The organism is Paenibacillus glucanolyticus NBRC 15330 (assembly GCF_004000885.1).
Taxonomy (GTDB): Bacteria; Bacillota; Bacilli; order Paenibacillales; family Paenibacillaceae; genus Paenibacillus_AQ; species Paenibacillus_AQ glucanolyticus.
The window spans coordinates 193,246-214,051 of the sequence record NZ_BIMC01000001.1 but is presented as its reverse complement, the minus strand read 5'-3'; the positions used below and the strand labels follow the sequence as shown (position 1 = coordinate 214,051).

Genomic DNA, 20,806 nt, shown 5'->3' with positions numbered 1-20,806 from the left:
TCATGGGGGGCGGATAGTCGCCCCTGCTTATACCTGCGGTAATTTTAATCGCAGCGTGATGATTTGAAATGGCGTGAAGGCTAATGCGATCTCCGATGAATCGGCAATCGGAAGCGGTGAAAGGATGTTCTCCATCAGATCAGCCATCCAGGCTTCGAGTGCCTGGAATCCAAGCCGGAGGGCTGCTTTGGCATGAGTTCCGGAAGTTTCATACAGCCGGATGATGATGTCATCGCCATCCTCGGCTTTCTTGACGGATTCCACCATGATGTACGGATGGTCCGGCTCCACAAATGCTGTCGTATAAGGCAATTGTCCGTTCTCCGGATCGGGCGGAGATGACATGGAAACCGTTCGAAGCGGGATGTTCAGTTCATGACCTCTTCGATAGACTTCGGCCTGCACATGGTTTCCTGGATGCGGATATAACGAATACGTGAACGCATGTTCTGCACGATCCGCTGCCGGATCCGGATAGGAGCTGCTGCGCAGCAAGTTCAGATCCAGCACGTTCTCGATGGCCCTATGGCCATACTTGCAATCATTGAGCAGTGCGACTCCATAATCCGGTTCGGACAAGTCGATCCATTGATGTGCGCATATCTCATCCTTCGCGAAGTCCCACATCGTATTGCGGTGAGTCGGCCTACTCAAGCTGCCGAACTGGATCTCGCAATGGACCTGATCGGCACGGATATGAACCGGAAAAGAGGTGCGCAGCATTTTACCGTCTTCTCTCCAGTCCGCGCGGGTCTCGAAATCAATCCGCCGGCTGCCCTCTGTCAGAACAACGGTTTGGGAGAGCGAGGACTCCCCGTAGCTGTATTCGAAGAACAGCCCGATTCGTGGACCATCGCGAAGCTCGCGGATGCGGCGCAGAGTTAACGGCATGCCCGGATTTACTGCATAGTCATGACGGAAATCCCAAGCGTCCCCATTGTCATGATAGACGCGAAGGTCATTGCCCAGACGGCCTTGCGGGATGACTTCACGAGCCTCGGCTTTATCCAGAATCGAGAGGATGGCACCGTTTTGATCAAATTGCACGATAAAGGTATCGCTCTCTATGCTGTGTCCTTCAGCTGTAACACGTATTCCCGAATCCCAGGTTTCCGGAACCATCTCAATGCTGGACGCTGCTTCATCCTCTGAGCTTTGATCAACTCCATCTGCGATCACGGTATAGCCCATAGACGGAACCCGCACTTTGCGCCATCGTCCTTCCATGTGAAGCCATTCCTCTCGTGTCCAAGGCAGTGAATTGAATACCACGATCCTTGCGGAGCCATCGTCTTGAGATGTAATGTGATCGGCTAAAAAGCTGTAGGTGTCCGTGATCATGGCTTCTGTCTGCTGTAATAGTTCCTCATACCGTATGAGCGACTCATCGTACACACGCTGGATGGAAGAGCCCGGAAGGATGTCATGGAACTGATAGAGAAGCACTTCCTTCCAGATCGTCTCCAGGGGCTCGGATGGATATGACCGTCCTAACCGGGCGGCCGCCAGTACGGAGGCGAACTCCAATTCGCGCAGCGCTTTCTCCATCTTGCGATTATACCGCTTGCTTCTAGCCTGACTGGTGAGGGTACCTTGATGCTTCTCCAGATAAAGCTCGCCGCGCCAAGTCTGGAATCTCGCCCGCTCTTTATTCAGCCGTTCGAAGAATTTCCACGAAGGCTCCTGCGTGACGGGGGACAGGCCCAGCAGGTTCTTCTCTCGTGACAGCCGCTCCAGATGCTCCTCACCGGGACCGCCGCCACCGTCTCCGATCCCGAAGAGCATCAGCGCATGACCGGATACGTTTTTATCCAAGTACTCTCGCTCTGCCTTCACGATGGAACGCGGTGCCGCCGGACTGTTGTACGTATCCTCGGGCGGCATATGCGTCAATACAGCCGAGCCGTCGATCCCCTCCCACAGAAAGGAATGGTGCGGATACCGATTGTATTCGCTCCAGGAAAGCTTCTGGGTCATCATGTAATCGACGCCGGATTTCTTCAATATTTGAGGCAAGCTGGCGGAGTATCCGAACACGTCCGGCATCCAGAGCGACTTCATCTCCAGCCCGAATTCCTGCTGAAAGTAACGTTTGCCGTATAAAATCTGGCGCACCAGAGATTCGCCCCCGGGTACATTGGTATCCGACTCCACCCACATGGCACCTTGGGGTTCCCATCTGCCTTCGCGTACCCGCTCCTTGATCTGGCCATACAGCTTGGGATAACGCTGTTTGATCCACTCATACAGTTGGGGCTGGCTTGCGCCGAACACATAATCAGGATAGCGTTCCATCATGCGCAGCGCGGTTGAGAACGTTCTGGCTCCTTTACGGATCGTCTCCCGGATCGGCCATAACCATGCTAAATCGATATGCGCATGGCCAACGGCGCTGATCGTGAGGACATGATCGCCTCCCTGCAAGCTCAGCTGCTCACCCAATCGTTTTTTCGCTTGCTCTAAGCACTCTTCTGAAAACTCTGCCAGCAGCATAGAGACGTCATAGAGCGTCTGATACATCCTCTCCTTGCGGGCGCTTCCGTCAGGAAGCTGCTCTGCCGTTTCCAAGAGCACCTCCGTATCGTAGTAGAGGCTTCGGATATCCTCCCGGCTGACCGCAATCACTGCCTCTTTCAATGTTCCTCCCCGGTAGTTACCGAATAAATCGTTATTGCCCCCATCAGCCCACACTTCAATTTCCTGCCCGTTCATAAACATCTCATGAAGCTGGACAACACGCTTGCCGGGGAGCCCTAATGAAAAATCGAATTCAGAATTAACGGTGGTCAATCCTTGTACAGGTGATCCTTCTTGATCGACCAAACACAGCTCACCGCTCACATCCAGCAGCAGGACAACGTTTTCGCTTGGGCTAGCTTCCGGAATCCTGCCTGAAAATCGAAACCAGGCACAGTCCCACAACAATCCCCATCGCTCTCCATGAGCGAGTGTAACTTCCGTGCCGGACATTCGCTCTTCGTAAGTTACCGGCTCGGGAGTCACCCATGCCGTCACGTCCAACTCGGCAACCGGCTTATAAATGGCCTCCCGAAGTTTATCCAACATCTGTTTTAACGGCTCTCGTCTGATCGGTTCGTATGGCATGATGATCAACTCCTCTCTATTACATCAATCTGTTGCAGGATCAGGAGTTAGGAGCCCAATTGACATGAAGCTCTGCATTGTTCTCGTTCCCATGCTCGTATCGAAGATGCACCGTCATCGACTCTGGATCCCACTCCCAGATCGCAGGTATCGCTTGATCTTGGACCACATAGTGGGCGGATATCGGTTCGGCCGGACAATACAGCCGCGCTGTTGCTTGCATGTTGGCCGGACCTTTTGCTACAAATCGGAATCCTGCGGCGGATTTGGACAGACCTTCAATGCGGGAGGAAGCAGCCATGACGGATACTTCCCCAACTGGTGGACGTCCGGCTTCAACATCATAGAGCAGTGCTTGTTCTCCGGCATTCAAAGCCACCTGGCGCAGAACAGGCAGTTTCGAGTCAAACAAGTCAACAACCGGGCCTGGAATGACCAGCCGTTCATCGTTGACCGATTCATCCAGCGCAGAGGCGATAATGTAAGGCCCGCGTTTGATCTTAAAATACGGCTTCGGATGCCATTGGAGATCTGGCCCGTGAAGGGTCTGAAGTGTTTCTTTCACGGACTGGCGCAGGCGGTCAGCCCCTGTCTTGGATAGGGAGAAGCTTTCCGGATGCTCATCCAGCCAGCAAACCGCTCCTTTTCCTATCCGATGAACGCCCTCTCCCATCCCCTCAAGGCCAAGCTGTTCAAACAAATGCGCTCGAGGGGAGATGTACGTCGTTTCGTTATCTCCCACTTTGCTGTCCTTGCCGTTATGGTTCCACCATCCACGAATGCCGTGATAAGGGTCACTGTCATCGCCGACGTAGATTAACGCCCCGCCATCGTGCACCCACTGCGCAAGTGCATAATGAATGTCCGGATACTCCGGCTTGATGAATTCATAACTCAGCACAAGCGCGCGATAGGATGCCAGGTAACCCGGATACCGCCTCACATTATCGAGCTGGAGCGGACGAACCGGAATTCCGTGTTTCAGCAGCGGCAGCGCAAGACCGTAAAAAGGGGAGAAATCCAGCAGCTCCGTATCGCCATTCTCCTGGAACCCCTCAGGATCCGTGCCATCGTATTTACCGGCTTCGGGTGCTTTCGGGTCGGGCTTCATCCGCTGAAACATTGCAGAGTCTGCGATCAGAACACCCACTTGTAACGAATCGCCTTCTGTTTCCATCACATCCTGATCCATATTGCCGAGCGTGTGCATGACCTGCAGCAGCGTTGTTGCATAGTCAGCCGGGATATGCTCCTTGCCAGAGCCATGATCAGATGGATAAGTTCCTTTAAAGATTCTTCGCGGCCAAGGTGAGACTTCGTAATGGGCGACACCCGGATGCAGAAGCGAGGCAACAACGGTCTTTAAATAGTTCTGTTTGTAATCCGTCCAGGTGTGATTCGGATTATCTTCGATCGGATCATGCAAGAACCACATGCGCCGGTCCGTTCCCCGCACCAGCTCCTGCATGACGCCGTATTCAAGGTAAGCGGTTTCAAAAGTGCGTTCCTTGCGCACCCCTTCATACACATTGGAGGTCCTCGATGTACCCGTCCAGATTTGGGCGATATAGCCGTCGATGGATGGAAGCTCAAGGAGCCCGGATTGCGGACTGACAATTCGCCACTGCGTGTAATTGATCAGGCTATGGGTCGGGACATAGAACCGAAGCACGCGGCCGTAGCGTCTTAACGCATAATCCTTCATCTCGGCACATAAGCGGTCCAGAACGCGGGTATATAAATACGCTTTCAATTTCGAAGCTCGATATTGTGCATCAGGCGATGCGTGAGGTGGAATCCACGGTTCTTTGTAATACAACTGCCACTCCCGTTTGAAAGCCTCTGAATATCCCCCGTTCACCCAGAATTCAGGCTCCTCCAGATGGATGGCCTCCACGCCGGCATCAACGGCAATGCGTATTCGATCTGCTATATAGCGGCCGAAGGAAATGGTGGGCACCATGTAAGGAATAACCGGCTGATCGCCGTGAAGGATCATCTCCCCGTGACGGTCCATTTGGGCTTCATCCCAATGCGAACGGCCATCAACCTCGCCATCCAGGTAGCTGTTGTATGTTCCCCAAGCGACTCCTGTCATCAGATGGACGACGTATCCTTTTTCCTTCCATGTCTGAATACGTTCCGGCATCGTATCATCAATCCCGTAGACCATCACAAAGTCGGTCTGCAGATCATAATCGGGATGATACGCAGCCGATTCCTGAAATCCGGTCCGTTCTTCCTTTCGATCTCTTGTCACATGCTTAGCCTCCCTGCTCGTGTTGGATATGGGTTGCGTGTATGATTATCCATCATTTTCTAGAATATAATATATAATATTAATATATTCAATATGTTTTTTATATCAGCATGAAAAAAGCCTTCTCCGCTTTTATACGGAAAAGGCTGTTCTTCTTCGAGCATATCAGGTTTTGGGAACGGTCCCCGAGGTTTGACGTATCACCAGTTCGGGTTCGATCAACACTTTGCTGTAACTCTTCATTTCTCCTTGGTCACGCAATATGTCCAGCAGCTTGCTGGCCGCCCGGTATCCCATATCCCGCTCGAATTGCTTAACATGTGTAAAGATGCTGAATTCCTCCACGATGGAAGTGGGGTCATCGAAGCTTACAATCGATACATCTTCCGGTACGCGTAGTCCCGCTTGCTTCGCCATCTGATAGATCTGCACACCCAATCTTCCGTTAAGCGATATGTATGCCGTCACCATTCTGTTTCGGATATAGCGGTATAAGGGGTGGGCTTCCGCATCCTTCAGCACGCTGAGCGGCTTGAAGTCCGTAATCATATGAGCCGGATTGATCAGCGCGCCCTTGTCTTTCAATCCGTCCATATACCCTTCGATCCGCTCCTGTACCGTGACGGTTTGAAGCGGAGAATCCGAGCAGATGGCAATATCCCGGTGACCAAGCTCCCACAGATGCTCAACCGCGAGCCTTGTGCCGATTCTTCCATCGGCCGCAATATAATGTGTCTCGACTCCGGGCAAATACCGGTCCATGAGTATAAACGGAAAACCGGATAACTTCATGCCGAGTATCTCTTCGTTATAATTCTCCTCATCAACCGGGAAGATAAGCAGTCCTTCTGCGCCCAGCGCTTTCAGTTCTTTAATGGCGTTCTTTTCCTTATCAAGCTTCCCGTCGGTCAACATGATCATGCTGCGATAGCCTTTCTCATTCAGAGCTTGCTCAATGCCATCAATGAGCCTGATGGCAAAATAATCATGGATGGTCGGCATAATCACGCCAACCAATCCGGTTGTTGTTCCTTCCCTCCCCTTAATCGCAACCGCGGCCGTTGATGTCGCCGGCGGAATATCCGCTTCTTCCGCTACAAAACTGCCTTTCCCCGGTACGCGGGCAATCAATTTTTCATTCGCTAATCCCGTTAAGGCATTCGCCACCGTGATTTTACTGACATGGAACTGATCCATCAGTTCCTTCTCTGTCGGTATGCGATCACCGGGCTTCATATTTTCTGATGCTATAACGTGTCTGATATAGTCCTGGATTTGTTGATACAGTGGAATACGATCATTTGCACTCATTCTAATCACATCACCAATTCATTCATAATATTTGAAATATATAATATATCCTTACACATACAAGCGCAATAAACAAGCGTGAGCATATCCGCATTTAGAAACGTCACAACCCCGTTATCATCCTCTTTTTTATAAATGACTGATTCCCAAGAACGGTAGGAAGTTTTGTCGAATCCCTTGAAAAGTTATATTTGTATATATTTAATATGTGTTGTGATGCGATGTGTTCATGGCCAACCGGCCGCAAAAGGAGGACAGATGTTGCAGATACACACGCTCCAATTTTGAACCATAACAAGGAGTGAATTCGCCATGGCTCGTAGATTCACGCTTCTCTGTTTAGCCTTCCTCTGCGCTTTTTCCTTAACCGCTGGCGCAGCCTTCGCTTCCGAAGCGGATGTACAATCCGCTAAACCTGACGGCTCCACAAAACGCGAACTGCCAAGTTTCAAGAAGCCGAAGCATCTGGACGTTGCCGATATTTATGATGCGCCAGGTGATGTCAAATTGCTGCTAGGGACCTTGCAGGGAATCGTTAACAGGGAACAACCCCGAATCTATCTGATTGAATCCCAGGAAGAAGGCAAATGGACCTGGCTTGAGGATATGGACGTGCCTTACACGCTTCATCCAGATTATTGGGAAGTGTTCTCTGCTTATCGCAGCGAAGCCAAAGGCATGATTGTATATGATCCTGAGGTACCTGATACGATTAATGTCGCTACCACGCTCGCAGGACTGAAGAATGCCGTGGTTGCCAGCCCGGAGCTGGCCGTCAAATTGTCGAAAGCTCCGTATAAATTGAAGATCCTTGATGATCTGCGAGGTCAATTCGATAATCGAATTGACGCTTACACCTGGCAGTATGAGAACCTGTGGAAGCAGACGACACATCAGATGTTAATCGGACTTGATCCGGATACAGCCATTCGCATTCCTCCAGGTCTTCCTGAATCATTTGTTACGATTGCCGAGGAGAAGGAGCAGGTTCGGGATGCAAGCAATCGGAATACGTATTCACTCGACCTGTCCTCTCTCCTGGGAACATCAGCAGTTTATCTTCGCTTTGATGATGCCTTCACCCAGGATGGTTGGGGGCCTGCGGTACACGAAGTAACGGTCAAAGCTGACGGCACAGAGATTGCGCACTTCATTGCAGGAACCCCGGAAGAAGAAGCCTATCTCTATGACAGACAGAATTCCAAATTTGCCGAAGGTCAAGGCGGTCACCGCTTCGCCGACAACGGCAATTATTTTGTATATAAATTCTCCCCTCCTGCCGGAACGAAGAGCTTGACCGCCGAAGTGGATATGTGGAACCAGTACAAGGTTTCAGCCGGGAATATTCAGCCACCCTCCGCCGAGCAGCGTGAACCTTATGCGTATTTAAGAGATTACGCTGTCGCCAATAAAGCAATGGTATTCTGGCTGGATTCCAACGTGCCTGAGCAGAAAGCGCTCTTCGAGAAAATCATGTCTGATGTCAAACCGGGTACCCCTTATCTCGGCTGGTTCAGCAATGATGTAGAAGGCGAGTTCAGCTCGGTCGAGATTGCGTCCCGTTATGGCGTTTATGTTCTGGCGGCGGATTGGTTCAGCAATCTGACTGTTTTCTCGGGAACCAAGCCGAATTTCAAATTGGCGAAAACGCCTCCCCGGCCCGCCCTTGAGAACAAAATCTATGTGACCTATACCTTTACCGAAGGCGATAATTTTCAGTATAATCAGCATCGCATGCGCGTGATGTGGGATGATCCGGCCAGAGGCAAAGTTCCGATTAACTGGACTTCCAGCCCGCTGCTCTACGAGGGTGCCCCTGCGATATTGAATTATTATCTGAACACGGCAACCGAGAACGATCTGCTGATTGCAGGACCTTCCGGTGCCGGCTACTTCTATCCGGGTCCCTGGCCTGATGCAAGCTTCCGACCATTCCTGCAGCAGACAGAACAATATTTGAAAAAGACAGGAATGACGATCCCTTACGTGCTGAATCGGGTTGACAGTCAGAACATCCCGCTCACCCCGTTTAAAGCATCCGCTTACGAGAAGGATTATAAGGCGCCCGGACTTTTCATTAGCTATGAAGACAACTATGGGATAGAAATCCTTGGCGGGAGCATGCCCGTCTCTACGATTCGCGGCATTAGCACCGCGCAAGACGGATTAAAGGTCCTTCAAGAAGCGAAAGCGAATTGGGACGGTAAATCGCCGCTGTTTATTTCCTTCGGCTTGCTCGCATGGAGCATGACCCCTTCCGATGCACTGGCGCTTACCGAGCAGCTCGGAACGGATTTCAAAGTGGTCCGTGCCGATCATTATTTCTCCTTAATACGAGAAAGCTACAACTTACCGGCTGCCAAGTAGTTGGTGGCTTACTAGCACTCAGGAAAATTCATAGAGGCGTCCTAACCTGAGAAATCGGGTTGCGACGCCTTTTGTACATGGTGCTTATTACGATAAACACCTGCCAAACATGATGGCAACGGCATTTTCGGAGATATATTTAATATCATTAATTACAGTTAATTAATCACGTTAAATATAAATAATTAATCACATTAATTGTAATAGTTAATTACATTAACTATTGATGTAATGTCCTCCTTATAGTTTGATTCCATCCATTCAGTGCCCTTTCTGATGGAACTGTGACCTGGTTTGAGATGCTCAATGTACAGGCGCGATGCAAGCGTGCCTGTTTCTTTTTTTGCCCAGCCAGGTTGTAGCCCATGATTCCAATAATTATTTCTTGGGTAATCGCAAAAACCACACACATTCGACATAAGGCATGTCGTTGCTCAGAAATGAACCATCCGTCATACTCACTGAGCCAGCAGAGCAGATACTGGTTCGTATTGGCTCACATAACGGATGGGATAAGAATACTCCTCCAGCCTGCGTACATAAATTTCAGCAAATGGTAAATACTCACTGTATTGAATTAGCATGTATTCCCACACATGGAGACTAGTATAATGCCCACTAGCAAAAAGATATCCATCATCGACGTTTTCTTTATCATGCTGCTTTCCTTAGGGATTACCAACCATGTCATCTTGATTCCGCTGCTGTTGCAAGCCGCAAGCCGTGATGCGTGGATGGGCACGATTGTGACCATGATTCTTCACATCGGCTGGGTGTATATTCTCTACTTCATCATGAAGCGAACCCACAACCAATCCATATTTGCCTGGTTTCAAGAGCATTTTGGAAAGACGGTTGGCCGGATATTCATTACCATCTCAAGTTTCTACTTTTTTGTGATGGCGATGGTCATATTAAGAGAAACCACAACGTGGATCAGGGTCACGTACTTGCCTCAAACTCCCAAAACGGTTGTTTCGTTGGTCATTGTGCTGTTATGCGTATATGTGACCTATAACGGAATTCGTTCGATAGCCATCATATCCGGAATTCTGCTGCCCGTCGTATGGTTATTGGGACATTTTGTGGCTGTATCCAATCTGGAGTACAAAGACTATTCCTTGTTAACACCGCTGTTTGTCGAGGGTTATACTCCCATGCTGAACAGCATGGTCATCGCCGCAGGCGGTTTTATGGAGATGATTGTCCTTATTTTCTTTCAGCATCACATGAAACGCCGGATGAATTATTTTTATATCGTGTTACTGTCACTGCTGTTAGGTGGATTAACACTCGGCCCGTTAATGGGAGCGATCGCCACATTCGGACCCACTCCTGCCATGCAGGCACGCTACCCAGCATACGATCAGTGGATGCTCGTAACGATCACGAAATATATAACGCATGTCGACTTTTTGGCATTGTATCAGTGGATCTCGGGTACACTCATCCGAATCTCCCTGTTTCTGTTCATTATCACCGACGGCATGGATCTCAAGAAGCCAAAACACCGGGCTTGGACGTTGTTAGCGCTCGGGGTAACCCTCTCCATACTGACTCTGAATTCTACAATTGACAGACAGATCGAATTATTCGTTCTGGGAAAATATTCGCTGGCTTTCCTCTGTTTTGTTGCATCTTTAACGCTAGTCATTGCTGTCGCTGTTTTAATCAAAGCTAAGAACAAGGGGGGCAGAAAACATGAAGCACCATAAAATCCGAAATCGAATGCTCCAGCGTCAGTCTAAAGCAAGCGGAGATGAAGTGAAATCAGCCCCAGATGCGACAGCAGATGAGGAAAAAGCTGATCTGGAATCATTGAATGAAGAATCTTTGCGTGCCATGTTTTCCTCTTCCGCCGATGTCATCATCACCTCATACCCCGGTAAGGACAAAGGGGCGGTTCCTGTTCTCCTCCTCTATTGCGAAGGAATGATCAATTCGATGGTACTTACGCAGTATGTTCTCCCGAATCTGGAGCATAAGCTGGGGGACTCATCGGAATGGGATGAGCTTTCCAACATGCTGGATACGTCGATGGAATGGAACCGGGTGGAGCAGCATGTCGAAGTGATGAAGCAATTGTTTGCGGGACGTCTGATTCTGTTCTTTTCAACCCATCAATGTTTTTACTCCATCGACATTGCCAAGATGCCGAAGAGACAGCCGGAGGAGTCCAACACTGAGGTCGCCATCAAGGGTGCTCGAGACGGGTTTACCGAAGATATTAGCACCAATGTGGCACTCATCCGCAAAAGGCTGCGCACCGCCTCGCTGCATCATGAGCAGTCAGTCGTCGGAGTCCGCAGTCAAACCAAAGTATCGCTCCTTTATATTTCCGATATTGTGCGTCCGGAGTTTATCCAGGAAGCCAAGAAACGCCTGGATGAACTTAAAGTCGATGCTCTGGTCACCAGCGGTCAGTTGGAGGAAGGCATCTGTAAGTCATCACTGTCCCTGTTTCCGCTCGTTGATTATATCGGAAGACCCGATTTCGTGGTTGAATGCTTGCTTCGCGGGCGATTTGTTTTTTTGGTTGACGGGTCGCCGATGGCCATCATCGGTCCGTGTAATCTCATTGAGCTGTTAAAATCCCCCGAAGATTCGTATTTCCCGTTTTATTTTGTCACATTCGAACGGTTGCTTCGGTTATTCGGTCTGCTCATCGCCATATTCCTGCCTGGTTTTTGGATCGCATTGACCAGTTTTAACATGGACCAGCTCCCTTTCCCGCTGCTTGCTACGGTAACCAATTCCAGATTTGGCCTCCCCTTCTCTGGCCCTATGGAAATTTTGATTATGCTGGGCATGTTCGAGCTGTTCCGGGAAGCGGGAATCCGCCTCCCCAAGGCGGTCGGACAGACAATTGCCGTTCTTGGAGGGTTGATTATCGGTGACGCTGCAATACGGGCGGGTCTTACATCGCCTACGATGCTTGTCGTTTCAGCCACGACTGCCGTCGCTACGTTTACCTTGGTCAATCAGACGCTGAGTGGAACCGTTAGCGTCATTCGACTGTACGTGCTTGCATGGTCCTCTTTTCTCGGGATGCTCGGTTTTTTCATGGGGATGATGAGCATCATCGCTTATCTATCCGTATTGGAATCCTTTGGCCTTCCGTATCTTGCCCCCTTGTCGCCGTTAACGCCGAAGGATGTGGTAAGCGCCGTTCTTAAGAAGCCTTGGTTTTTTAGCAGGAGGAGACCGGAAATGCTTAATCCGATAGATGGTACCTCCAAAGAAGGGGATGGATCATGAGATGACAATCTGCCTCCGGTTCTTAGTAAAAATCATGTTGGTCCTCCTAACGTTAAACGTCCTCTCCGGTTGCTGGGACATCAAAGAAATTCAGGACTTGAATTATATTACGGCCATTGGCATCGATTATGAGGATGGGCATTTCGTTGTGTATACCCAGATGGCGGATTTCACGTCCGTTGCCAAAACAGAGACCGGAAACTCCGGGAAACCGGCACAAGTTTGGACCTCCACCTCCCGAGGCAAAACCTTGGATATGGCCATAAATCAACTGTACGATACCGCTCAGCAGCGGACCATCTGGAGCCACATTTCCAGTATCATTATCAGTGAAAAAGTACTGAAAACCCAGATCATTTCTCAACTCGATACCATCGCCCGGTATCAGGAAGTCCGCCTGACGCCCTGGGTGTTCGGAACAAGGGAATCCATTGAAGATCTCCTGGCGGCGCCGGCGTTTTTCAATCTCTCCCCCTTAAGCACCTTGTCCCATGAACCACTGGAGGAGTATAAACAGAAATCGTTTATCGTTCCCCTTCGGTACTTCGATTTTTTGGCTCTTATGACCGAGCCTGCCTACACGGCCTTGCTTCCAAACCTCACCGTGGACCAGAAAACCTGGGCGAAGGACAGAAAACCTAATCCCAAATTACGTGTTGACGGTGTATTTACCATCGTCAAGGACACCATGAGTGCGATCTTGACCAACGATAAGCTTAACGGATTACGCTGGGTACAGGCAAACACGAAACGTTCACCCGTTCTGATCATGAAAGATGAAGACTATGCTGGAGTCGTGGTTCTTCAATCGCCCAAGATTCGCAAGGAGTTAAAGATCGTAAACGGGGAGCCTAAATACGAACTCCATGTTAAATTAAACGGAAACGTCGTTGAAGCGCTTGTCGATTTCACCAAGAGCGACTATGAACGGGAAGCCGCAAAGATTGTAAGACAAGAGATCATCGATACCTTCAGAAATGGGCTGAAAGCGAAAACTGACATTTATAGCCTTGAGCACATTCTGTTTAAACGAGAACCGGCTCTGTGGAAAAAACTGAAACAAACCTCGCCTCTCATTATAGATGAGGACTCATTGGCTGTCGTTCAAGTTGATATTCATTTGGACCATGTCGGCATGAAACTGCTGCCGCGTCGGGATTAGGGTCGCCTGAGTTTTACAGCAAAACAAAAAAAGCCAGCCATATTCAGCATCGACGCAGAACAGGCTGGCTTTTTGCATGAAACAATGAGGAAAGGTCCCTTTCTGAATATTGCTAAATACAGCCATGCTTGTATGCAAGACGACTGGCCGTATGCTGTTCCAATATGCGCGGCCTTGCTCCATCTTCATCACCATTTCCAGCTATTTGTGAGGATCCATTTATGGCTCGTGAGGAGTTAGAGATAAGGGTCACAGATCAGATCATATATGTGTATCGCAAGTTTTTGATAGTTTCAGATAATTCCTGATTTCGCTGTTATATGATAATTTCCACGTTTTCTTCCGAGGTCAAGTCATCATATGCTATATAAAGGCCTATGCCTGCGGCGATTAGCACTAGAAGTGCCGCAATAAATGCTAATTGTTTAAGTGTAGCCGTATTCGAAGTTGCTTGCTGGTTTTTTTGATTTTTGCCCTGCGTTCCTTGGCCCATACTACATACCTCCCACTTCCCTGCCTTACCATAAATTATGATTCCAATATGAAAATGTTGTTAGGCAAACTACGCTTTTATAGTTTTCGTGACATGAGTCCATGCACAGCTCCGGTATTTTGATCTGATTACACCCATCGCCAGCCAAGTACAGACTGTAGCGGCTCCATTTCCCTTCACCGTCCTGAGGCGTTATGGACAGAAAGGGCTCCCTGCAGTTATTTGCTAATTCTATTAATTCTGTCTAGCTCTACTCCAAAAAACAAGACATGTCATAAGCAAGGCCAGCAAGAAACTGCTGATCGCCGGTACGACTAACTGCAATATAAATGCCAAGCCATCTCCATCCACCACCGTAATCATCGCCATAACCATTATGACGATAAAGATTGCTGCCCCCACACACCAAAATGGTAAAATCGGATGCTGATATTTCCTTTTCTCAGGCATCACGTACAAATGGCGATGAATCCACCATACGATCAGACCCAAACCGAGGAGGGTGCTGCCATGCTGGCACAGCTTATACACCGGGATATGTATAGATCCCATTTGAAATGTTTGTGTAAGCAAGGGAATATGATTGACGAGCCATGCTCCCTTGTGCGTAAACTGATCCCACAGCAAATGTGTGGCAACACCTGTCATTCCCATGACGAGAACGAGGAGCCAGCCTTTTAATGATATGGGCAGCTTCCCTTCCCTACTCCAGCGATATGGGAACCATGAAGGTAAATACACGTGTAGAACCGGTCTTATGACACATTCAAACAACAGGTAAAGCAGCACGATCATGGGCAGATTGAACAAAATAACGCCTAAGCCCTCGTGGCTCCATACCGAAGCCGCTCGAAACCGGATAAAATACTCGAAATCCGGTGCCATGCAGCCGATTACGAGAGCAGACACTGGCAGTGATTTTTTCCTCCACCAGGGCATGGTAATGACAGGATGAGCAAATGTAAAAGGCATGGCTTCTCCTAACTTCTTCATAATTTAAGCGAATGCGTTCCTTATCTTTAACGCTCCACACGCAAACAAAGTTGCTCTCCTGCATCTGCTTCCAACCTGTTCCTACAACACAAATGCATGAAAAAAACGCCAAGTCTCTTCAGTCGAGGACTTGGCGTTTGATTTGATGGAATCTATCACGAGCCCAGCAGTTCGCGAGCCAGCAGCCGATATACCTCAAGCCGTTTCTCCTGCGAATGGGGAATGCTGCATATCATCGCTTCCTGGAATCCGTACTGGGCTTGTTCTTCCTGCAGGCGTACGGCGATGTCTTTAACCGCCCCAACCAGATGGATCTTGCGCCCTTCTGCGATGGCCATCCGGTCGATTTCCGTTAAGGATACCTCTTGAGCCTGCTCGGGTGTCAGCACTTGAGTAATTCTGCCTTTACTCATCATCAGGCGAAAGATATCCTGCGGTAGCGCCTCATACTCGGCTTCTTCCTTCGTTTCAGCTGTAGTCACCATATAGGATACATTAATCTCCGGCTTGTCCATGAAAACAGAAGGCTGGTAGTGATCCCGGTAATGGTCCAATATCTCATTACTCATCGCACCGTTGAAGAATTGCGCGAAGGAATACCCCACTCCCATCTGCGCAGCTTTGAGTGCACTATTGCCGCTGGAGCCGAGCAGCCACACCTCCGGGAGTGCTACATCTGTTGGAGCCGCGAGATTCTTCGCATACAGCTCATCTTCCGGAATCTGGTCTTGAAGCAGCTGCATCGTAATACCGAGTTTGTCATACATGTTGTGCAGCATTAACTGGCGCCCTTCAGACAGTGCATACATGGCACTTGTATCGCCGCCGGGAGCCCGTCCGACGCCGAAATCAATTCTGCCCGGGGAAAAAGCACTTAGCGTTTTAAACACTTCCGCCAGCTTGAGCGGAGAATAATGCATCATCATCACGCCGCCGGTGCCGATTCGAATACGATTCGTTCTGGCGGCCAGCCGGGCTGCCGTTACTTCCGGTGCTGAACTGGCAAAGGTATTACCGCCATGGTGCTCTGCCATCCACATTCGGCTGTATCCCAGTTCATCGGCCAAGACAGCCAGTTCTTCTGCTTTATTCAAGGCACCCTCCGCTGTATTGCCACTTGTCACGGGGGCCTGATCCAATACGCTTAATCTCATGCAAATTCCATCCCCTTCTTCGGTTAGACGACCATTTTGTTGTTAATCCATTCCTCCAAAGCTGCCACTTTGTCCTTAAAGCGTTCACCACACATCTCCTCCGACAGCGAAGCAATGGTCTCCCGCTTCAATACAGCTTTCCAGGAGGATTCAGCTTCTTCCATCAAATTCGTTAACAGGCAGCAGCTTTCTTCCTTTTCCAAATCCAGCATGTCCACCAGAATTCCGTGGGATGAATACAGCGACTGCTGTCCTTCCACCGCGAGGTAAACATCGTATACACGAATATCTTCAGGCTTCTTCTTTAACCTGAAGCCACCTTTAATGCCAGGCACAGACGTAATAATGTCGGCTGTGACCAGCTTTCTTAACAGTTTTTGAAAATAGGTTGCCGATGCTCCAAGCTGTTGGCTAATCGCTTCTCCAGGCAGCACTGCTTTGTCGGGCAGCATGTTGAGCAGGACCAGAGCATACATCGACTGTTCCACCCCTGTTTTCATATGCATGAACAGCACCTCGATTTTAGGTAAGTAGCATGACTCAAATTGCAGTTTCTCAATTCATGCTTAAAACGGATAATCATTATCCACGTTATATATTATATCAGTTTGCCCCGAAAGTAAAACCTCACTGAGCTCAAATGCAATGAATTCTGATAGAAACAAAGAACAAGATGGCGTTACAAACGCCATCTTGTTCAGTTTCAACGTATTTCCCTCGCATAACTACTATAAGTAATGAGGGGGCCAATTGGTATGACCATTACATGACAAAAGGCATGACATTTGTATGATCCTTATATGACTTTTATATGACAGGAGTAACTGTTCCAAACGATGATCAAACCCTATACTCGTAGATACGCATGACAAAAAAACACCACTTTCCATAGAAAGCGGTGTTCTTGAAGATCAAAAAAATGTCAATCAAAATCTCTAAGAGCATGTTTAAGCAGTGGAATGGCCTTGGTCCGATCATTCATGCCGATTTTCTCATAGATGACGCTAATGTAGTTCCGAACCGTTCCTTCCGTGATATATAACATATCGGCGATTTCCCGATTATTCTTATATTCCGTCATCAGCTTTGCAATCTGTAACTCTCGTGGTGTCAGATTATAATGTTGTGCCGGAAACTGAGGAGCTCCGGTTGTTCTTAACCGGGCTGCCAATTTTGCCGCCACCTTCGAGGGGAGCATCATCTCGCCGCGGACCGCCTCTTGGATCGAAGTAATAATTTTGTTGGAAGAGAAGTCCTTAAGTAAATATCCCGATGCTCCATTGGCAAGACACTCTATAATGAAATCCTCTTCTGTGAACGTCGTGAGGATCAGCACGATGGTTTCCGGATGTGACTGCTTAATCTGGCGTGTCGCCGCAATTCCGTTCATAACCGGCATTTCGATGTCCATTAACACAAGCTGAGGGCGCAGCTGCTCCACCAGCTCGCAGGCGGTCTGTCCATTGTCCGTGGTGGCAACAACATCCATGTCGGGCTCCAGATTGATAATCGTCTCCAGGCCCTCACGAACAATGGTTTGATCCTCTACAATAAGTATGGTTATGCTTGACATATCTGATCACTCCTTAAGCGTGGATCGGGGCATGGTGAGTACTAGCATACAGCCTGCTCCATCCTTCGTGCTGACCTGGAAGGTACCGCCCCTTCGCCGGGTAGTTTGGCGCATCATAGTCAAACCGAATCCAAGCCGTTCGGATTCGAAGGGAAGTCCATTATTCTCGAGTGTAAACCGAATGGATTCTTCGGTCTCTATTAATTCAAACCGGAAGATTGTACACTGCCCGTGACGTATTCCGTTGGTGATCCCCTCCTGCAGGGCATGGCGGATCAGCTTCTCAGCCTCTGGCTCGAGGCTGCCGTCCGAAACTTCAATTTTGTGCTCCACTGTAACTTCCGCATATTGCTGGGAGTCATTGATAATCTGCAGCAAGGAGTTCCGGAACGTTGCCGAGGCAGCCTCCTCCTCGGCAAGCATATGCACGGATTTCCGCATTTCATGAAGTCCTCTGCGGAGCAGGTCCGATGCATGCTTCAGTTTCTCTGTTGATTCCGGTGCGTTATGGGCAGACATTTTCAAACCGGCCTCCAGCTGAACAACGCTGGCTGTAAGAATATGCCCCACGTGATCGTGGATATCTCCAGCAATCCGATTCCGCTCTGCCAGAACGGAAACCTTCGACATAGCCCTGGCCCGTTCTTCCAAAGAATGCTCAAGCTCTATGGTTCTTGCCTCCACTTCGCGTTCCAGCGTTGCATTCCAGCGTGCCAGTTGGAGATGCAGCTCCAGACGGGCCAACAGCTCTTGCTTGGCAACGGGCTTGGCAAGATAATCATTGCCGCCGTGTTCGAAACCGGCAACGAGATCCGTCATTTGACTTTTTGCACTGAGGAACAAGATAGGCAATTCCCCCGAGTTGTAATGCTTGCGTATTTCTTCTCCTAGCTGAAGTCCGGATACATACGGCATCATAACATCCAGCAGCGCGATATCCGGTTTATATCCATTCTCGATCCACTCCAAGGCCTCTTGACCGCTGCATGTCGACCTGTGTGAATACTTTCCGCCCAGGAACTGCAAGAGCACCTGGACATTAATCGGATCGTCATCCACGATAAGCACGGAGGGCAGCTGCATGTTAGAGTTCGCTGGCTCCCTCTCGGTCTGAACGATCTCCCAATGGGGGAATGACTCGGTCTGGATATAGTCTGTAACGGGTAGAGGAGATTCCTTCGGTTTTCCCTCACCAGCCAAGGGAAGTGTAAAGCTGAACGTTGATCCTTCACCAAGTCTGGACGTTACTCCAATGCTGCCATCATGCAGCTCGATTAACTTCTTAGTAATGGAGAGTCCAATCCCGGTACCGCCTTGCTGCGATCGATGCAAGGGATCAACCTGCTCGAAGGATTCAAAGATGCGGACCTGATCTGCTTCTGCGATCCCGATTCCGGTATCGCTTATCTGAACCGATACCTGTCCATACATTCTCCTCGCCGTGACAGTAACGGTTCCATTTTCCGTGTATGCAATCGCATTGCCGATTAAATTATGCAATATTTGCTGCAGCCTATTCTCGTCTGCCATCACGTAGATATCGTCCGGCAATTGGTGAGATAATAGGAGCCCTTTCTTCTGGGCCAATGGGTTCAGCACTTGAAGGGTCAGCTCTACGGACAGACGCAAGTTAACCGTCACGATGACCAAGCCAATCTCCTGATGCTTTAGCTTTGAGAAATCCAGTATATCGTTTACCAAATGCGCAAGCCGCTGACCGCTAACCTTCATTAGCCGCAACAGATCGACAACGGGGGATGGCAGCTTGCCGGAGCTCCCATCAATCAATGCATCCGCTAAACCGATAATGCCATGGAGCGGAGTACGCAGCTCATGCGAAGTTTTTGCCAGGAATTCATCCTTCAGCTTGTCCAGCGTTAACAATCGCTCCGATAAACGCTCCACCTGGGAAAATGCCCGGGAAAATTTCATGGACAACAATAATGCCTGCAAAAAGACAAACCCGAGTACGCCGAATTGCAGCAAAGCTGGTGTGGCCAGGACTCCATTGCGATTTAAGGTATCATTAACCGCTGTCAGGAAGATGAGACTGAACCCGAGTATGAGAAGGACAGCCCCTTCTTGTCTTTGTCTTGCTAGCCGAATGGATGCATAGACGGCATACAGGACAAGCCCTATGGAATAAATCTGAAACGGGATCAGTGAATAATCATACACCCGAATACGGGTTGTAAGCACCAGCACAGTTAAGCCCATCGTGAATAACTGCGTCAAACGCCATACCTTGCGGGACAGAAATTGAGGAAACAAGTGATAGATATATGAGATCAAAAAAAACTCGCCGACGTAAATCGTTAAATACGATGCTTTGGCAAACCATTCCCATGAGAACGCTGGGAATACTTCCAGTACAAATCTCGAGCCAACCAGCATCGTTCGAACTGCAATGCAAATACAGAACAACCCGAAGTAGAGCGGAGTGACGTCGTTGCGCCTCAACATGTAAAGGATTATATGATAAACGGCGATAACCAGCAGGGAGCCGATGACAAGACTGTCTCGTACAAGCTCCTTTGACTTCTCCAGTTGCAGTTGCTTGGCATCTCCAAGCTCAAAGGCGTTATTAATTCCTCCCTTGGGATACGTAAAATTGGCAACCTGTATCAGCAGTGTTAATCGTCCATCCAAGTCGGGCTGCACGGGTACGACTAAAGATGCACCGTACTTCGGAACGGTGGAATCAGGCGTTGATCCTGGTTTTCCGGCCGAAGCTGCCAGGGTGTCGTTCACCCACAAGTTGTAAGAGGAATATGTATTACGCAGCTTGAGTGCAATGGACTGTTCTGAATCAAGTCCATTAATCCTCAAACGAAACGTTGCATATCCGTCGGCTGGAAGTTTCATTCCATTTAAGGTATAGTTCGTCCAATAATCGGGGACATTCACGTAGGCGCTGACCGAAGGAATCGTTCCCTGTTTCAGGTCAGCAGGCTCTAGCAGCTGATTCCAATAAAATGCCCACTTCCCGTTCAGCTCCAAACTCCCATCTGTGGCAAAATTCCATTCTGCAAGCTGTAACTCACCGTCCTTCACCGAAGTGGAGGACTCGGCTGCCGCAACCTTCGAATGGCAATCCACAGACAGGATCAGGTAAAAAAAATGAGTGCCG

At 49.2% G+C, this 20,806-nt stretch carries 13 protein-coding genes; 4 read left to right on the top strand and 9 right to left on the bottom strand.

Annotated features, from left to right (window positions below):
* Positions 1-27 precede the first annotated feature (27 nt).
* The 3 genes from PGL02S_RS00965 to PGL02S_RS00955 form a co-directional block, all read right to left on the bottom strand.
* Positions 28-3,105 carry an alpha-mannosidase gene (locus PGL02S_RS00965; RefSeq protein ID WP_036639154.1) on the bottom strand — a complete coding sequence of 1,026 codons (3,078 nt, stop codon included), beginning with the start codon at positions 3,103-3,105 and terminating at the stop codon, positions 28-30.
* A 40-nt stretch (positions 3,106-3,145) separates the two neighbouring features.
* The gene (locus PGL02S_RS00960) at positions 3,146-5,365 is read right to left on the bottom strand and encodes a hypothetical protein (RefSeq protein ID WP_036639156.1); all 2,220 of its coding nucleotides are present in this window, start codon (positions 5,363-5,365) and stop codon (positions 3,146-3,148) included.
* Between the two features lie 165 nt (positions 5,366-5,530).
* Positions 5,531-6,676, bottom strand: coding sequence for a GntR family transcriptional regulator (locus PGL02S_RS00955; RefSeq protein WP_036639158.1), 1,146 nt, complete (start codon positions 6,674-6,676; stop codon positions 5,531-5,533).
* Between the two features lie 312 nt (positions 6,677-6,988).
* Here PGL02S_RS00955 and PGL02S_RS00950 point away from each other — a divergent pair, with 312 nt between their 5' ends.
* From PGL02S_RS00950 to PGL02S_RS00935, 4 genes are all read left to right on the top strand, one after another.
* Complete coding sequence (locus PGL02S_RS00950; RefSeq protein WP_036639161.1) at positions 6,989-9,043, top strand: GxGYxYP domain-containing protein; 2,055 nt, start codon at positions 6,989-6,991, stop codon at positions 9,041-9,043.
* A 611-nt stretch (positions 9,044-9,654) separates the two neighbouring features.
* Positions 9,655-10,758 (top strand): GerAB/ArcD/ProY family transporter, encoded by a 1,104-nt coding sequence (locus PGL02S_RS00945; protein ID WP_036639163.1) that lies wholly within the window; start codon positions 9,655-9,657, stop codon positions 10,756-10,758.
* The gene (locus PGL02S_RS00940) at positions 10,745-12,301 is read left to right on the top strand and encodes a spore germination protein (protein ID WP_036639165.1); all 1,557 of its coding nucleotides are present in this window, start codon (positions 10,745-10,747) and stop codon (positions 12,299-12,301) included. Before PGL02S_RS00945 ends, PGL02S_RS00940 begins: the two co-directional genes overlap by 14 nt.
* Positions 12,302-12,335: 34 nt before the next feature.
* Positions 12,336-13,463, top strand: a complete 1,128-nt coding sequence (locus tag PGL02S_RS00935) for a Ger(x)C family spore germination protein (protein ID WP_235187344.1) — start codon at positions 12,336-12,338, stop codon at positions 13,461-13,463.
* Between the two features lie 316 nt (positions 13,464-13,779).
* Here the strand turns inward: PGL02S_RS00935 and PGL02S_RS28000 are convergent, their stop codons facing one another.
* The 6 genes from PGL02S_RS28000 to PGL02S_RS00910 all read right to left on the bottom strand — a co-directional run bounded on the left by PGL02S_RS28000 (position 13,780) and on the right by PGL02S_RS00910 (position 20,775).
* A complete protein-coding gene (locus tag PGL02S_RS28000) occupies positions 13,780-13,956 on the bottom strand; it encodes a hypothetical protein (RefSeq protein ID WP_164481455.1) in 177 nt (58 codons plus the stop codon).
* Between the two features lie 234 nt (positions 13,957-14,190).
* Positions 14,191-14,949, bottom strand: coding sequence for a DUF4184 family protein (locus PGL02S_RS00930; protein ID WP_244892270.1), 759 nt, complete (start codon positions 14,947-14,949; stop codon positions 14,191-14,193).
* Between the two features lie 155 nt (positions 14,950-15,104).
* Positions 15,105-16,103 carry an LLM class flavin-dependent oxidoreductase gene (locus PGL02S_RS00925; protein ID WP_036639168.1) on the bottom strand — a complete coding sequence of 333 codons (999 nt, stop codon included), beginning with the start codon at positions 16,101-16,103 and terminating at the stop codon, positions 15,105-15,107.
* 23 nt (positions 16,104-16,126) lie between these two features.
* Positions 16,127-16,609 (bottom strand): RrF2 family transcriptional regulator, encoded by a 483-nt coding sequence (locus tag PGL02S_RS00920; protein WP_036639169.1) that lies wholly within the window; start codon positions 16,607-16,609, stop codon positions 16,127-16,129.
* 416 nt (positions 16,610-17,025) lie between these two features.
* Positions 17,026-17,676, bottom strand: a complete 651-nt coding sequence (locus PGL02S_RS00915) for a response regulator transcription factor (RefSeq protein WP_006210710.1) — start codon at positions 17,674-17,676, stop codon at positions 17,026-17,028.
* A 6-nt stretch (positions 17,677-17,682) separates the two neighbouring features.
* Positions 17,683-20,775 (bottom strand): ATP-binding protein, encoded by a 3,093-nt coding sequence (locus tag PGL02S_RS00910; protein ID WP_051449165.1) that lies wholly within the window; start codon positions 20,773-20,775, stop codon positions 17,683-17,685.
* Positions 20,776-20,806 lie beyond the last annotated feature (31 nt).

What these genes read in the sequence shown, in the direction of transcription:
- PGL02S_RS00925 (WP_036639168.1), bottom strand. Translation starts at nt 16,103, where the DNA reads ATGAGATTAAGCGTATTGGATCAGGCCCCCGTGACAAGTGGCAATACA.
- PGL02S_RS00965 (WP_036639154.1), bottom strand. Translation starts at nt 3,105, where the DNA reads ATGCCATACGAACCGATCAGACGAGAGCCGTTAAAACAGATGTTGGAT.
- PGL02S_RS00950 (WP_036639161.1), top strand. Translation starts at nt 6,989, where the DNA reads ATGGCTCGTAGATTCACGCTTCTCTGTTTAGCCTTCCTCTGCGCTTTT.
- PGL02S_RS00930 (WP_244892270.1), bottom strand. Translation starts at nt 14,949, where the DNA reads ATGAAGAAGTTAGGAGAAGCCATGCCTTTTACATTTGCTCATCCTGTC.
- PGL02S_RS00940 (WP_036639165.1), top strand. Translation starts at nt 10,745, where the DNA reads ATGAAGCACCATAAAATCCGAAATCGAATGCTCCAGCGTCAGTCTAAA.
- PGL02S_RS00915 (WP_006210710.1), bottom strand. Translation starts at nt 17,676, where the DNA reads ATGTCAAGCATAACCATACTTATTGTAGAGGATCAAACCATTGTTCGT.
- PGL02S_RS00945 (WP_036639163.1), top strand. Translation starts at nt 9,655, where the DNA reads ATGCCCACTAGCAAAAAGATATCCATCATCGACGTTTTCTTTATCATG.
- PGL02S_RS00935 (WP_235187344.1), top strand. Translation starts at nt 12,336, where the DNA reads ATGTTGGTCCTCCTAACGTTAAACGTCCTCTCCGGTTGCTGGGACATC.
- PGL02S_RS28000 (WP_164481455.1), bottom strand. Translation starts at nt 13,956, where the DNA reads ATGGGCCAAGGAACGCAGGGCAAAAATCAAAAAAACCAGCAAGCAACT.
- PGL02S_RS00955 (WP_036639158.1), bottom strand. Translation starts at nt 6,676, where the DNA reads ATGAGTGCAAATGATCGTATTCCACTGTATCAACAAATCCAGGACTAT.
- PGL02S_RS00920 (WP_036639169.1), bottom strand. Translation starts at nt 16,609, where the DNA reads ATGCATATGAAAACAGGGGTGGAACAGTCGATGTATGCTCTGGTCCTG.